12 protein-coding genes are annotated in these 15,578 nt (G+C 63.8%); 5 read left to right on the forward strand and 7 right to left on the reverse strand.

Features of this window, described 5'->3' with window-relative positions; genetic code table 11:
• Window positions 1-100 precede the first annotated feature (100 nt).
• Both FQ755_RS00625 and FQ755_RS00630 read right to left on the reverse strand, forming a co-directional pair.
• Window positions 101-1,312 (reverse strand): cupin-like domain-containing protein, encoded by a 1,212-nt coding sequence (locus FQ755_RS00625; protein WP_144150182.1) that lies wholly within the window; start codon window positions 1,310-1,312, stop codon window positions 101-103.
• A complete protein-coding gene (locus FQ755_RS00630; protein WP_222105696.1) occupies window positions 1,309-2,334 on the reverse strand; it encodes a TylF/MycF/NovP-related O-methyltransferase in 1,026 nt (341 codons plus the stop codon). Before FQ755_RS00630 ends, FQ755_RS00625 begins: the two co-directional genes overlap by 4 nt.
• 208 nt (window positions 2,335-2,542) lie before the next feature.
• Between FQ755_RS00630 and FQ755_RS00635 the strand changes: the two genes are divergently transcribed.
• Complete coding sequence (locus FQ755_RS00635; protein WP_144150183.1) at window positions 2,543-3,253, forward strand: DUF3455 domain-containing protein; 711 nt, start codon at window positions 2,543-2,545, stop codon at window positions 3,251-3,253.
• Between the two features lie 20 nt (window positions 3,254-3,273).
• Window positions 3,274-4,359, forward strand: coding sequence for an LLM class flavin-dependent oxidoreductase (locus FQ755_RS00640; RefSeq protein WP_144150184.1), 1,086 nt, complete (start codon window positions 3,274-3,276; stop codon window positions 4,357-4,359).
• Between the two features lie 8 nt (window positions 4,360-4,367).
• Here the strand turns inward: FQ755_RS00640 and FQ755_RS00645 are convergent, their stop codons facing one another.
• Genes FQ755_RS00645 through FQ755_RS00655 form a run of 3 tightly spaced genes read right to left on the reverse strand, consistent with a single transcriptional unit; the run spans window position 4,368 to window position 8,796 of the window.
• Entirely contained in the window at window positions 4,368-5,774 is a 1,407-nt protein-coding gene (locus tag FQ755_RS00645) for a polysaccharide pyruvyl transferase family protein (protein WP_144150185.1), read from the reverse strand.
• Window positions 5,744-7,660, reverse strand: coding sequence for a 2-succinyl-5-enolpyruvyl-6-hydroxy-3-cyclohexene-1-carboxylic-acid synthase (gene menD, locus FQ755_RS00650; protein ID WP_186308374.1), 1,917 nt, complete (start codon window positions 7,658-7,660; stop codon window positions 5,744-5,746). The genes FQ755_RS00645 and menD overlap by 31 nt, the downstream gene beginning before the upstream one ends.
• Complete coding sequence (locus FQ755_RS00655) at window positions 7,660-8,796, reverse strand: aromatic ring-hydroxylating dioxygenase subunit alpha (RefSeq protein ID WP_144150187.1); 1,137 nt, start codon at window positions 8,794-8,796, stop codon at window positions 7,660-7,662. Before FQ755_RS00655 ends, menD begins: the two co-directional genes overlap by 1 nt.
• 526 nt (window positions 8,797-9,322) lie before the next feature.
• On the opposite strand from FQ755_RS00655, the gene FQ755_RS00660 reads away from it, so the two are divergent.
• From FQ755_RS00660 to FQ755_RS00670, 3 genes are all read left to right on the forward strand, one after another.
• Window positions 9,323-10,402, forward strand: a complete 1,080-nt coding sequence (locus FQ755_RS00660; RefSeq protein ID WP_260858222.1) for a response regulator transcription factor — start codon at window positions 9,323-9,325, stop codon at window positions 10,400-10,402.
• A 170-nt stretch (window positions 10,403-10,572) separates the two neighbouring features.
• Window positions 10,573-10,995 carry a CHRD domain-containing protein gene (locus FQ755_RS00665; RefSeq protein WP_144150292.1) on the forward strand — a complete coding sequence of 141 codons (423 nt, stop codon included), beginning with the start codon at window positions 10,573-10,575 and terminating at the stop codon, window positions 10,993-10,995.
• 128 nt (window positions 10,996-11,123) lie between these two features.
• Window positions 11,124-12,053, forward strand: coding sequence for a response regulator transcription factor (locus FQ755_RS00670; protein WP_260858224.1), 930 nt, complete (start codon window positions 11,124-11,126; stop codon window positions 12,051-12,053).
• Window positions 12,054-12,104: 51 nt separating this feature from the next.
• Here the strand turns inward: FQ755_RS00670 and sctC are convergent, their stop codons facing one another.
• Window positions 12,105-13,925 carry a type III secretion system outer membrane ring subunit SctC gene (gene sctC / locus FQ755_RS00675; protein ID WP_144150188.1) on the reverse strand — a complete coding sequence of 607 codons (1,821 nt, stop codon included), beginning with the start codon at window positions 13,923-13,925 and terminating at the stop codon, window positions 12,105-12,107.
• 77 nt (window positions 13,926-14,002) lie between these two features.
• Complete coding sequence (locus FQ755_RS00680) at window positions 14,003-15,478, reverse strand: helix-turn-helix transcriptional regulator (RefSeq protein WP_144150189.1); 1,476 nt, start codon at window positions 15,476-15,478, stop codon at window positions 14,003-14,005.
• Window positions 15,479-15,578: the final 100 nt, after the last annotated feature.

A 15,578-nucleotide genomic window follows, 5' to 3' on the forward strand; every position in this document is an offset into this window, starting at 1 on the left:
TGAAGATAGACTGGACTCGACCCCGCGCGTGTCATTGCAGCACGCCGTCTCAGCCAGGCGGTCGGCCGCCCTGTTGTATCGTCGACGCGAACTGCGGCCGTCACCTTTCGGTCACGCAGCTCGGGGCGTCGATCGAGACAGTCGTGAGCTTAACCGGATTCATTAACTGAAGGCCAGCCCGCCGAAGCTCCGGGCCTGAATGCGCAGCAAGCGCCGCAGCATTTTCGTCGCTGACAAAGCGGCTGATCGACAGCACGTGATCGAGCGCCCATACGCAATGGAACCAGCCGGTGGGGATCACCAGCAGATCGCCTGGCTCCAGTACGACATCCACGCCGCGCGCTTCGGCGAAACGCGGAAAGCGCGCGAGATCCGGCGCGTCGGCATCGACGCGGCAGGGTCGGAAGGTATTGAAGGCGTCGAGTGCATAGACGGCTTCATCCTGCGACGGGCTGAAGAGACGGACGCGTTTGCGGCCATGCACCTGGGCCAGAAACGAATTCGCCAGATCGCAATGCAGCCGCGTCACCAGCGCGTGCTCGCGGCGGCGGCCGAACCAGAGTTGCGCCGCGCCGAACATCGCGGCCGGCAAGACCGGCATCGTGAAGCGCGCTTCCCAACTGGCGGGCAGCAGGCAGCCTTCGGTATAGGCAGACGCGGTGGCTTCGGCGGCTTCGGCGGCTTCGGCCCGTTCCAGGGCGAGGATAAATTCGCCGGTGTACTGCGGATGGCCGTCGGCGGAATTCATGCGCAACACGGTGGCAGCCTCGCGCTCGCGCCAGTCGGCGAGCGTCCATGCGGTCTCGGGCCAACTCAAAACGCCGCGCAGATGCAACGGCACGCTGCTATCGAGCGCGGCGGCAACGAAGGCGTCCAGCGAATGTGCGTCATGCCGTTGCGCGTCTAGCTCCGGCACCGTGCTCAAGGCACCCGGTGCGCGTTTGCGCGCCCGATAGAGCGCTGCGCGCCCCTCGCTGGACGGACGCTTGAGCAATTGCAGCCAATACGCGGCGAGTTGCGTTGCACCTTCGATTCGCACGCCGCCCATCGCCAGCATCGCGGCGCTGCGGATATCGAAGCCGGATGGATCGGCGAGCATGGCGGCTAACACGGCGGTGCTGAGCGTGATACGAGCCGCGGCCTGTCCGGCCACCGGCGGCAGCGCGCTCATTTCGAGCGTGCGCCCTAGCGTGAAGCGACGGCACGCCCCAGCAGCGTCGCTGACGATCAGGTCGAGCGCGGCAGTTCGCGGCGGCGCCACGTAATGCTCGGCTAGCCGCGCGGCCAGCAGATCCCATGCAGCCTCGCTCACGACGGTTTCCGCCAGTACACGGCCTGCTGGTTGACCCACACGAGCGGCGCGTCGATGCCGTGTTGCACACGGTATTCGTCAACGGCCCGCGCGCATCCCGTCGGCAAACCATAATCGTCGACGATCACGAAACCGCCCGGCGACAGGCGCGGATACAGCGCGTGCAGCGCATCGCGCGTCGAGTCGTACCAATCGCCGTCGAGACGCATCAACGCGAGCCGTTCGATCGGCGCATCCGGCAGCGTATCCGCAAACCAGCCCGCCAGGAAACGCACGCGGCGGTCGAGTAAACCCGCCCGCGCAAAGGCGCTCCGCACGGCATCGAGATCGCTTTGCAGCAGCCCCACCGCGCGCATCAGGTGATGCCAGATAGCATCGCGCAAGTCGCTGGCCGGATTCGGCGCGGGCAAGCCGGCAAACGAATCGGCGACCCACACCGTGCGATTCATATCGCCGAAGGCCGTCAAGGCGGCGCGCATGAGAATGGTCATGCCGCCGCGCCACGCACCTGCTTCGATGAAGTCGCCCGGCACACGTCGCTCGATCACCTCGCGCGCCAAAGCCACGACGTTGTCGAGCAACACGTCGTCGCACATCGTCAGACAGCGCGACTCGTGGTGCATATGATTGAGCGCCGCAGCAATGCGTGCAGGCCCGACACCCGCGACTTGCGCGGCGCTGCGTCCCGACGGCGTCAGCCATTCGGCGAACACGCGGTCCGCATCGGCCAGACGGGCCGCACAGTCTTCGGCGGTGATGAGCGCGGCGCCCGCCGTCTGGCTGCAAGCGGATAAGCCGCCGTCCGGTTCGCCGCGAATGTATTGGCGGATCAAGGCGAGCCACATCGAAGAGAGATCGGCGCCGCCCAATTTTATGGCTGGATCGCGCCGCTCGTCTTCGATTAGGGGTGCAGAATAGGTCTGGTTCGATTCCATCGCCGATTGCCGAGCCGCGAGGCCATTGTGAGGGAGTGGCACGCTGCGTCGTATCGAGTCGTATCGAGTCGTATCGAGCTGTGCCATGCCGCCGATGCGGCTATGCCCAGTATCGACTGCAAAACTAAACCCGCTGACCGATCCGCGAACCAAGGCATGCGCAAGCGAACCGCAGGCTGTCCGTGCGTTTTCTCATGCAGCCTTTCGTGTTGGGCCTATATGGTTCGCCGCAGATCGGGTGTGATTGCAACATCGTCCATTTCCCGTGGCTGTTTTCACGACTCCCGATACCCCGATGAAAGGTCTACCGCCACCTTCCGCCCGATTGCTTTGCGAGTTCGCCGCCCTGCTGGGTATCGCCGGCCTGTTGACACTGGGCGGTTGCGCCACGCCGCCCAAGCCACCGCCGACCGCCAACGAGGCGCTGCCTGTGCCGCTGCGTGCGAGCCAGGACGAGGTGTTGCAGGAAGTCATGACCACACACGGCGACGAAACCTATATCTGCCGCAGAACACCGCTCGCGCCCGGTGCACCCGGCGCGCCCAGCGTCGCGCGAGCCGTAGCCAGTCCCACATCGTCAGGTCTGCGTAGCGATCCTACCCAGTTGCTATGGGCGCCCTTCGGCTCCGAAGCGACGCTCGTGGATGCCAGCGGCGAAAGCGTCGGCACGGTCGCGCCCGGACACTATTTCCTCTCGTATGACGGCAGCTACGTGAAGGCCACGACGACCGCCGAAAGCCAGGTCGGCGCCAATGTGCTGACATGGGCGCGCTATACGGCCAGCTACGACGCCGGGCCGCGCCCGGGTACGGGACGCTTCTCGAACGTCAGTTCGATTCAGCGCATCGACACCTCGGGCGGCTTGCCGCCGCAAGCGGGCTGCGAACTCGAAGGTTCGCGGCTGTTAGTGCCGTATGGCGCCACCTATATGTTCTATCGCGCCAAGGGCGTGGCGCCCATTGCCTCATCGACGGCTCTGAGCAAGCCCAGCTCAGGCCTCAACTGACCGCCCCACAGGAGACGACGATGCCACCGATGCAATTCGGCCTGTTCCTGACCATGCCCGCGCCCGAGCCGCGGCCCGCCGCCGAGTCATACCGCCGCGCGCTCGACATGGCCGAAACCGCCGACCGGCTCGGCTACAGCCATCTGTGGCTCGCGGAACATCACTTCACCAACTACTCGCATTCATCGCGGCCGCTCATGCTGTTGTCGCACATTGCGGCGCGCACGCGGCATCTGCGGCTGGGGCCTGCGATCATCCCGGTGCCGCTGCATCATCCCCTGGTGGTGGCCGAAGAACTTGCCACACTCGATGTACTGAGCGGCGGGCGAGTGGAAATTGGCCTCGGCAGCGGCTACCAGGCATATCAATACGAACGGTTTCAACTCGTCAAAGGCGAGACACCCGCTCGCGACGATGAAGCCATCGACGTGCTCATGCATGCACTGCGCGAACCGGTGTTTTCATACAGCGGCGAGCACTTCAGGATTCCACGCACGGCGCTGGTACCACAGCCGCATCAGGCCGCGATGCCGCTTTGGCTAGTGGTCAATTCGAGCCGCCGTGCATCGGTCGAAAAAGCGGTGCAGCGCGGCGCAAATCTTTTCACCGGCGTGCTCGAACCGATTTCCAGACTGACCAACGTGCGGCATCAGTATCCGGATCTGGCGCAGACGCTTGCCCGCGTGCGAATCGGCACGCAGCGTCCGGTATATGTCGCGCAAAGCGAGGCCGAGGCGAGTGAGGCGGTCGAACAGGCGCGCTGGAACGGTCGCGCGACGCTGCGCCTGCGGCACGATATGGGCGATGTCGTCGATGGCGTGGTGCCGGCCCAGCCGTTTCCTGACGAGCCATCGCAACAGGCGCTGCGGGAAGACTTTCTGGTGGTCGGCACGGTCGACGAGTGCATCCATCAGTTGCGACGCATCCAAAGCGGGCTAGGCTGCGACTACTTTAGCGCCAGCTTCTGGTTCGGCGCGCTGCCGCACGATCAGGTCATGACGTCGATGCGCAGGTTTGCAGAGAAGGTCATGCCGGTGTTTGCCGACGACGCTGTGTCGCACGCGCGCCATCGCGCAAAACAGCAGGAAGCGACGTTGGCGTGGTGAGCGCAGGCTCAGCGCCCTAACGCCGCCAATACCCGACGGCCCATGTCCTCGAAACGCGAGCGCTGAGCCTCCGCATAGCGCTCGTAAGCTATCCTAAGCTCATTACGAACGCGTGGCTCGTCCAGCGTGTGGAGTCGTTGCAGCGCCACTTGCGAGCCATCCGCTGCATCGCAGGCAGCACTCCATTGCGCGCATCCCACCTCGACCAGCAGGCGATCGATTCGCGGGTCCATCGACAGACCGAACACCGGCACGCCATGCGACATCGCCAGCACCACCGCGTGATAACGCGTCGTCACCACACACGACGCCAGCGCGACGGTGGCCGCTACCTCGTCAAGGCTCGCCGCGCCTCGCGCCACGATGTCGACCTCGAACGGCAGACGCGCGGCCAGATCGTCACACGCGGCGCGGTCGAGCTGCTCCATGCCCACTAGCACCGGCGTATAGCCCTTTTGCCGCAGCCCTGTGGCAATCTCTGCGAAACGCGCCAGATAAGCCTCGTAGGCCGCGGCTCTCGCGGTATCCCAACTGTGAAAATGCAACGGACCATAACGCAGCGGCGACGCCTCACGCTGCGCGTCGAGCAGGCGCGCGTGCGCTGCATCCGCCACGACCGGCCACCAGAACGGATTGTTAGGACACAGTGCGGCCACACGTTCACCGCGTGCGTCGCGTGCTGCCGCGCGGGCGCTGCGCGGCGCACGCCAGGTCCATGCAGTGTCCGCGCCAGGCTGGGTCTGCACGCCCAAGGGCGCGAGCTGCGCTCGAGCGGCCTCGTTGCGGCAGATCACCTGGCCGCGCGCCGCGTTACGCGTGACGAAGCGCGTCAGCGCCGGGCTCATCGCCCCGCTATCGACACCATATGCGATGGCGGGCCGTCCATGCGCGTCGGCCAGCGCGATACCGCCGATCAGGATACCCGCGAGCGAATCGGAAAACTTCGACGTATAGGTCGAGCCTTCCACGTTGAGGACGAGATCGGCATCGCGAATCGCGGCGTCGAGTGCATCCGGCAGGTAGGGCAACGCGGGCTCGAGCCTGGGTGTGCTCGCCAGCACAGGATGATCGAAACAATCGCCCAGTGCGAACAAGGTGATCTCGGGTTCGTGCGGCGCGAGCAGGCGCTTGAGTTGCGCAATGGTTTCGATGGTGCGCAGATCGGCGCCGGTGTTGCCCGCGCCGCTATAACCAAGCAGGAGAATGCGCGGACGCGATGAGGTTGGAGCGACAGTCGCTCCCCTCGCTTTCGCTCGCCGCGCGGCATCGATGCGCTGCTGCATGTCGTCGAGAAAGACTTCATCCGGCGCTGGCGCGCTGGCGTAGCGTTGCAAGGCAGCGAGCGAACGGCGCAGCGGGTCGTGATCTTCGGCCAGATCCCACATCAGCGGGCTCCCAATGCTTGCGTGAGCCACTGCATCTGCTGCGCGCCAGAAAAAGCGTCGACCGCGATTTCGACGATCGTCACGCCGGCATGAACGCGTGCCGCTTCAAGCGCCGCTTTCAATGCCTCACGGCTTTCGACACGCCGATGCGTCAATCCGAAACCTTGCGCCAGCGCACCCACTTCGATACGGTAAGGATTACGAATTGTCCGTACATACGAGGGCTCCTGAGCAATTGGCAAGAAGTCGAAAATCGCCCCGCCGCCGTTGTCGATTACGCATACGCAAGCGGGCGTCGTCACACGCTGCGCACTCGCCAGCGCGGACAGATCGTGAATCCATGCCTGATCGCCGAGCACCAGCAATCCGGCATCGCGCCGCATGAGCGCCTCGCCGATAAAGGTAGAAAGCGTGCCGTCGATACCGCTCACGCCGCGATTGACATAGACATCCTGCGCTTCGCTGCGCACGTCATAGCCGATATCCGCGTGCCGCATCGACATGGAATTGCCGATATGCACGAATCCAAAGCCCGTCGCTGCAAATATCTGATGCGCCGCCGCCACCTCGCCCCAGCCGAGCCGCGTCACGCAAGCGCGCCGTTCGCGTGCGCCATAGCTGGCGACACTAGCCCAGCGATCGCGCCATGCAAACGAAACCGCCTCACGCGGCGCATTCTGCGCGGACACGGCAGCCTTCAACGCATGCGCCATCTCGTCCAGTTCGAGCGCCGACGGCGCAACCAGCACGTCGCGCGGGTCGAGCGCCTGATGTAGATAATCATGCGCCACGTGATGCGGCGCAACCTTGATTGCAGGCACGTCCGCCAACGCTTCCAGATACGTGTGCAGCAGGGGCAGCACTGGCGCGAGGCCAAACCGCACGATCAGGTCCGGTCGCGCATCGGCCATGCGCGCGCCGCCGCCGAGCACGTCGAACGCATTGATGATCAGCGCGCCCGGCGCGCCTCGCGCGGCCTGTGCCGGCTCAAGCGCCGCGGGTCCGGCGCGCAGGCCGCTGCCTGCATCCGCCAGCACAGGGAACCCTGTTGCCGCCGCGAAAGCGAATATCGCCTGACGCGACACGCCAGGCTCCGGCCCGATGACGATAAGCCCGTCCAGTCCCGCGTCGATTGAGCGCCGGCTGCGCACACGCGCCACGACGCGCTTGACCATCGCTGTCGGCGTCGCCTCGCTTTCGCGCCTCGCTGCCGCCGCCATAGGCGTCACGACACGGCGCAGTTCACGCGCCGCCAGCACCGTATCCCCAGAAACCGGATGAGTTTCCGTGGCGTCGTAAACACCCGCAAGCGGCACATTCACATGCACGGGCCCTGGCGCGGCTCGCATCGGCGAGGGATGCTCGTCAATGCGCGACGCGTAGATCGCATCTTCAGAACACTCACCGCGCATCGCCGCTAAAGCGTTGTTTAACGCCTCATGCGCCGCCTCGAACGCCGCCGTCGAATCGAAGGGGTCCTGAAGATCCGCCTGAGCCCTCACGAAGGCCCGCGTCGCGCCGAGGTGATCGGCCATCTGTCCGAAGCCCGCGCCGCGCAGCGAACGAGGACGGTCGCAGGTCAAGACGAGCAGCGGAATGTCGCATGCATCGGCTTCGATCAAGGCAGGCAGCACGTTCGCCACGGCCGAGCCGGAAGTCGTGACAATCGCCACCGGCGTGCCTGTCGCTTTCGCCATGCCGAGTGCCGCGAAGGCGCCGCTGCGCTCGTCGGTGCTGACCAGTTCGACGGAGATCTGCGCATGGGCATCGAAAGCAATGCACATGGCGCTCGCGCGTCCGCCAGGACACAGCACGGCATGGCGCACACCTGCTGCGCTCAGCGCACCGGCGATGCACTCCACCCACACCGCGTTTAGCGAGCTTGCCGCGACCGGTTCCTCCAGAACGGCTGCCACTATGCCGCCTCGCAAGAAGAACGGCGCAGCGAATCGACCGACACCGTCCCGGTCACCGCCTCCCCACGCGCTGAACTATCACCAACCGGTTCCTGCGCCGCGTTAGCTGCACGCTCCTCGGCAATCAACCGTTCCATCACCCGGCGCGCGCGAATCGCCCCGGCATCGAGCGGCAATAATGCAGGTTGCAGCGCCCAAAAGTCGCTATCGCCCAGGTTGCGCTGCTGCGCTTCGAGCATCGGCAGATCTTCCTGCTCGAACGGCTTCATCAGTCCGTCGACCGCATAGCGCACGAGTTCGCGGCCTCTCTCCCCCATCTCCCTGGGCAAGCCGAAGGCGAAAAAATAGTGCGTAGTCCTGTCTGTTTCCGGGGTAAGCCAATGCGCCGACGGCGCGATCAAACCCGCCTCGCGCGGCATGCCCGCCGGGGTGACGCCGACCATGATCGACAGCAAGCCGGGCGGCGTCCAGCGCACATCCATCCAGCGATCCACCCGCATGCCGGGCGGAATGCCGAAACCGTCGGCGACGAACGGCGGCAAAACTTCGTCGTGTGCAACCCGCCGCACCCATACCGTATCGCCGAGACTGCCCGACTGCACTTCGCCACGTGCAATCGCTTCGCTGCCGAGCGTATCGGGATGCAGAAACTGGAAATGGCTCAGATCGAGCAGATTGTCCGCGCTCAACTGATAGTGGGCGCGCGTGAGCAGATACCCGTCATGCATATAAGTAGTTGCGGGATCCACAAACGGAAACGACGGCAATAACGACGCATCGGCGCGTTGCGGATCGCCCGCCCAGAACCACACTGCGCCATGGCGTTCGATAGCCGGGTAGGTACGCACCTTCGCGCCGCTCGGCACACGGCCGTCGCCATGCGGATTGTGTACGCACTGCCCGGACTCGCCAAAACGCAGGCCATGATAGGGACATTCGAGCGCGCCATCGACAATACGGCCTTTCGACAGCGGCGCAAAGCGATGCGCACAGCGGTCATCGAGTACGATCGCGCGCTGCGACGCATCGCGATACAACACCACAGGCCGCCCAAGCAGCGTGCGCGCTAACGGCGCATCGACGCGCACCTCGTGCGCAAAAGCGGCGACATACCACGCATTCAACAGGAAGGACATGGGCAGCTCGAAACAGGATCGTCGGACGCGAAAAAAAATTAATCGCGAGTAATTCGCCTGCAATAAATCAGGCGGTTAGTTCGTATCCGAGTTTAAAGACGCCTCTCGCGCATAGATTCAACAAAGCTCATGCAGATGCGAAGCCATGCCCCGCATTCTGTTTAGTGGATTCTCAACAAAGCTGAATCTGCCTTGCGGCATTGAAAGGTGGCGCGAACCTATACATCGCCTGACGTTGGCGGGCATATCCGCCACTTTTACCGCACCCCTGACGTAATCAGGCAATTGATACCGGATCGCCGCTTGACGTCGTAACTTACGGCATCTTCCCGGCATCTGCGCGGTTATTCGTCGTAACAAATCAATCAATGCTCATCGAAAATGTTTACCTGTAAACCGTGATCCGTCCAGGGGAAACAATTCGTTACAGCCCTGATATTTTATGGGTCTTAATTTTCGGGTCGTGCAGTTCGGCATTTGCAGTTCGGCATTCGGAGCACAACCGTTGGTATCCGTCCTGGAGGGCATGTTGAAATTCGCCGTGATGACCACCAACAGCAATCTGTTCAATCTGATATGCCAGAGCTTTGGCGACGACACCATCGAGTGCTGCCGTTTTCATGACGACGTGGCGCTCTCGCGAGCCATTTATCGCGAGGACTATCACGCGATTCTGGTCGATGCAGCCACCGGCATCGATTCGACCCGCGCCGTATTCGCCCGCCGCGCCTGCTATGGCGACCGGCGCGCGCCCCTGATCGTGGTGGGCTCGTTTGCCGATCGCGACAGCATCGAGCGGGCTTTCGAGGCCGGCGCCGACGATGTCGTGCTGTCGCCGGTCGACCGTAGCGAACTGGCCGTGCGCACACTGCTGGCGTTGCGGCGCTTCCAGTCGACCCCGGCAGCGCCTACCGAAGACTCCGCCGCGCTTGGACCTTATAAGCTCGATCGACGCGCCGGCGTCGTGCTGGTCAACGAGCGCATCGTGCGCCTAACGGTGCGCGAGTTTGCGATTGCGTGGCTGCTGTTCTCGCGCGCCGGCGAATATGTGAGCCGCCGCCAGATTGCCGGTGCGATCTGGAGCAGCACCGAGGATATCGTCGGCCGCACCCTCGAACAGCATATCTACAAGCTGCGCAAGAAGCTGGGCCTGAACGGCAGTTCCGGCGTGCAACTGCGCACCATGTATGCGCACGGCTACCGCGTGGAGCTGTGCGATTCGACAGTGGAAAGCGAAACGGAGCTCGCGCTCGACGCCCGTACCTTGCGCGATCCGGCGACGCAGCGCGCCGAACCGCTGGCCGTCGCAGCCTTGCAGGCGGTCGAGGCGGCGCTCAGCGAAGCCGCCCACGCAGACGAGCCGCTCGCGGCCCGCGCCTGCCGCGCCCTCGACGTCCATCCCCACGACAGCGAAGCGGCCCGCACCGCGCAGCCGTGGGGGCAATACGCGGCATTCTGGAGCCTTGGAGCGCCGGGTTCCGCGAACCTCGTGGCAAACGTCACCGCGACCGACACGACCCTCTACTCCGGCAGCGATAACAGCGCCTACGCGTCGCTCTCCATCCCCGCCGCCTTGCTGCGCAATGGTTCGCGACAGCGTCGCTAGCCACCGCGCACGCCCCAAAAAAGACCGTCACGTCAGGGAATAAGCCGCCAACAGCAGGCGTTCAATAGAGTAACCAGCACCGTCACGCATCGCTCAAGGTATCGCGGGCATCGCGGGCGGCGCCGGTTATCCTCTCTCCATTCCACGAGACGTCTATGAAAATGAATCGAATGCTCACGGCTATGGTGCTGTCGCTGAGCCTCGCGGCGCCCGCGCTCGCGATTGCCGACACGCTCAACCTGAAAGCCGACCTGCTCGCGTCCTCCGAAGTCCCGCCGAAAGCCAGCAATGGCCACGGCCAACTGAGCGGCACCTACGACACGTCGTCGAAAGTGCTGCAGTGGAAGGTCACCTATGCGGACCTCACCGGCCCGGCCAGCATGGCGCATTTTCATGGTCCCGCGCCCGTCGGCAAGAACGCAGGCGTCGTAATTCCGATTCCGATGGACAAACTGGCGAGCCCGATCGAAGGTCAGGCCACGCTCACCGCCGCACAGGAAAGCGACCTGCTCGCCGGCAACTGGTATTTCAACGTGCATACCGCGAAGAATCCCGGCGGCGAAATTCGCGGCCAGGTCGAACAGGTCAAGTAACGCATCACCGCTCTCCTCCTGCGCCCTGCAACCGGCCGATCTGCCGGCCCGTTGCAGCAAGCGGCCCCTACGCCCACCTGTACTGCCCGCGGCGTAGGGCGCCTTTAGCATCGCCTCCGGAGAACAAATTGAAATTCGCCGTGTTGACCACCAACGGCAATCTGTTCAATCGGATTTGCCAGTGCTTTAACGACCTCGATAATCTCAGCGCATTCAGCGACGACGCTATTGAATATCGGCGCTTTCGCGATGACACCGCATTATCGCGGGCGATTTCCCGCGACGATTACGACGCGATTTTTATCGATGCATCGAATGGCATCGAATCGACTCGTGCCGTGCTCGCGCATCGCGCCTGTTACGACGACCGGCGCGCCGCGCTGATCTTTGTCGGCGAGTTCGCGGATCGCGACAGCATCGAACGCGCGTTCAATGCAGGCGCTGACGATATCGTGCTGGCGCCACTCAATCCCGGCGAACTGGCCGCGCGGACCCGCCTTGCATTGCGCCGCATCCAGTCAGTCACGCCGGCGCATGCGGACGATATTCTGCGCTTCGGCGGCTATCGCCTCGACCGGCGCGCTAGTGTCGTGCAGATCAACGAGCGCAGCGTGCGCATGACCGTGCGCGAGTTTGCGATTGCCTGGCTGCTTTTTTCGCGCGCCGGCGAATACGTGAGCCGCAAACAGATGGCTGCGGCAATCTGGGGGAGCACTGAAGATATCGTCGGCCGCACGCTCGAACAGCATATCTACAAGCTACGCAAGAAGCTGGATCTGAACGGCGCGGCCGGTGTGCATCTACGCACGCGCTATGCGCATGGCTATCGTATCGAACTGTCCGGCGATAGCACGGATGGCGATGCGGACGTCAACGCGCAAACGCAACCGGCCGGCAACGCAGACGCGCCGCTTGCTTCGAACGAGGTGGCAGACAGGACGCGGTCAGTTCGCGCCAGCACGCCATGGGCGATTGCTTCGTCCTGGTCAGGTGCGGCGCTGCCGCTTTACTCCATCTCCGATGCGCTTGCCTGCGCCTGCCTCCCGCAACGCAGATAGAGCGCCCCGCGAGGCGCCCTGACCTTTCATCACCAACCCGTCACACGCTCGTTACAAACTCAGCACGCGCGGCGTCAACAGAAAGATAGTCTCCGTATGCGAGTGGCTATCGTTATTGTCGCGAAACAGCGCACCGAGCAGCGGAATCTTCGACAGCAGGGGCACGCTGGTCACGCCATTCGAATTGCTGTCCTTGCTATAGCCGGCAATCAGCAGACTCTCGCCTTCGCCGACAAAAGCCTGAGTATTGATTTCGCTGGTTGTGATAACCGGAATGCTGTCCACCTGCTGCCCCGTCATCTCGCCGTCTTCGATATGCACGTTGAGCTTGATGCGGGTCTGGCCGTTATCGGACACCACCATCGGCAGGACGCGCAGCGAAACGCCGGTCGATACGCTATACAGATCCGCTGACGTGTAGCCTGATACGCGCACGAAGAATTTCGTCTTGTTGTCCATGACCGCTTCGACGTTATCGAGTGTCGCGACTTTCGGCGAGGCGTCGATCTTCGCCTTCGTGTTGCTCTGCGACGCGTTGATGCGCGCCATCAGATAACGCCCGGCGCCACCGAGCACCGCGGTCAGCGAGCCACCCACCGGTGTCGATTCCACCACCGTCGTGCCGTCCGCCAGCGTCGTGGTGCCGAACGACGGGTTGACCTGGCCGTTCGCAAAACTGTTCTGCGCCGTGGTGCCGTCGCCGGTTTGCGCATCGATATGACTGTTGTGCGCACGCCAGTCGACACCGATCTGCGACAGCAGGTCATCGTCGATCTCGATGATATGCGCCTCGATCTCGATCAGCTTCGGCCGGGTATCGAGTTTGTCGATCAATGAGGCATACTGATCAATTCGCTCGGGTGTGTCGCGGATCAGCACCGAGTTGGTGGTCGGGTCGGCCTGCATGATCGGCAAGCTCAGATCGCCGCCACCGCTTGCACCCACGCTGCCCTGCGAACGGCCCGGCACGCTGCCGTAACCCACGTTGCCGCCGCTGCCGAAGTTCGGCGCGGCCGAGTTGCCCACCAGCCCGCCCAGCGACGTATCCTGCCCTTGACCCTGCGGCATGTTGGCCGGCAGCGGCGGCAACAAGGTCTGCAAGCCACCGCCCGAGCTATTGCCGTTGACGTCGTTCATCGGCTGCAGGCGCTGCATGTTGGGCGCGACGGAGTTCTGCGCATAGCTGCTGTCGCCGCTGCCACCCCCGCCACCCTGCTCCTGCTTCGCGTGATACATATTCGACAGCACCGTGGCAACACCCGGCACCGTGATCGTATTGTCGTCGATGCGCACCTTATGATCCGCCGCCCACGCATTTTTCAGCTTGAAAACGCGAATGATCGAGCCACCGCGCCGGTTGGCGTGATCGTCCAGCCGTTGCGCCACTTCCATCACGAGTTGCACATACTGCGGCGGTCCGTTGACGAGCGCCGTGCCGGCCGCCTCGTCATAGGAAATCGGAAAACGCGTATCGTCGATGCTCATGGTTTGCAGCGCGGCGCGCAGATCCGCAGGCGAAGCATGATCGAGCTTGATCACCTGATGGGTGATGTCGTTCGCGCTGGTGATGGTCAGCACACTGCCGTCATAAAACCAGACGAAGCCGAAAGTCGCCGCCAACGTGTCGAGAAAACGCTGCGGCGAGGTATCGAAATGCCCCGTCACCGAGCCCTGCACGTTGCCCGCGATCGAAGCGGCCACACCCTGGCTCGCCGTGAAATCGCGCAACACGTCCTTCAGATCTTTACCCTCGACGGCGATATGCACCGTCGAACTGCGCCAGCGCACCGGCGCCGCGTGAGCCGGTGCGGCTGCGGCGAGTGCGAGCGACGCCGCGAGCCACGCGGCGCAAAATAGCCTCTTCGATTTCATGGAGTCGTGTGGGTAGAGGTGAATAAAATGGCGGCGCGCGCATGGCGGCGCGTAGCACGCCGCCATGCTGCGAGGTCTTATCGTTCGAGCGTCTCGGAGGGCGCTTCATGAAACTGCTTGCGGTAGCCGTTTACCAGCGTCGAGCGGTTTTGCACGCCCCACTTGCTCGCTGCGCTCAGCACGCCGCGCTCGCTGGCATAGGAGTTTTCGGTCAGCTCCGCGCGAATCCGTTCCATGCGCTGCCGGCGAATCAGTTCGGTGGGCGAAAGTCCGAGGAAGTTTTTAAACGCGCTTTGCAGCGCCCGCTCCGTCACACCGATTTCCGCCGCCACTTCGCGCACCGAGAGATCGCGCCGGTCGAGATTGTCGAGCACATAGCCATAGGCGCGGCGATACTTGGCGGGCAGCCGGGCGCTGACATCGTCGAGTTGCGGCGATGGTTTGCCCGCGCGATTGAGCGACGGCGCACGCGCGTGCGAGTCCTCGCGCAGGCACTGCATGGCCACCAATGCATAGCGGCTATACAGTTGCAGCGATTCCTGCGCGCGGCCCTGCGCCTGGCGCGTCTTGGCCGTGCAGTACAGATACTCGAGATGGCGGTGGCCGGTGGTGCCGTTACGGCCCACCTGATGCAGCGGTTCGAGCACCGCATGCGCGAGATGCGGCGCGGCGCCTGCCAGCGTGGCGAGCGCGATCTCCAGACGCAGCGTGCGCTGATAGTCGAGCAGGCCCTGTTCGCGCGCCCAATTCAGATAATCATGCAGGCCGCCGATCGCATCGCGGTCCGCACAGGCCGCGAGACGCAGCCGCTTCAGATAATCGATACGGCCGCGCAGCAGCGGTGTACGCACACCAAGCACGGCTTCGCGCAGGCTGTCGACCGTCGTGCCGACGGCATGCGGCGCGCGCAACACGCGGTCGCTCGACAAGGCCGACTGCCAATACACATGATCGCCCAACGCGCTGGCGCTGCGTACTTCGCTCTGCACGGCGAGATCGAAGCGCAAAGTAGCCAGCACATCGTGCCAATGATCCTGATGGTCTTCGATATCACGCTCCACCAGTTCAGCCAGACTTTCGAGCGCGTCGTTCGCCTCGCCGGTGCGGCCGAGTTCCTGCAACACGCAGACCATGCCGAAGTGCGCTTCCGCCGCCCGCGCCGGTTCGATCTCCGGCTCATCGGCGACGCGCGAGAAACACGCTAGCGCAGTGCCGAGCCGATGACGGAAAAAGGCCTGCCACGCAGCGTTGCGGCACGAGGCAATACGAATGGCGTGCTTCGACGAACGAATCAGCTTTTGCGAACGTCGATAGTTTTCTTCAGCTTCCACTTCGATGCCGAGCATCAACTGCATGTCGGCGTGCAATTGCAGGCCATAGGGTGCGTGCTCGGCGTGGCCGGCCTCTTCGGCCCAGCGGCTGATCTGCTGGCGCGCGGCATTGAGCTTGCCGTTGAGCAATGCATCCAGATAGCGGCTGGAAAGCGCCGGCCCGGCGTTAGGTGTGGGTGTAGCGAGAGCGGCGACAACGGGGAAGTACAGCATCGAGAACATGATTCGACTCCTCTGATTGCGGACCGCGTCGTGCACTGGAAGCGCACGTCATCGGATGGAGTCAAATGTAGTCAAACGCGAGGCGCAAACTTTCAATAAA

Source organism: Paraburkholderia sp. BCC1885 (assembly GCF_900996235.1).
Classification (GTDB): Bacteria; Pseudomonadota; Gammaproteobacteria; order Burkholderiales; family Burkholderiaceae; genus Paraburkholderia.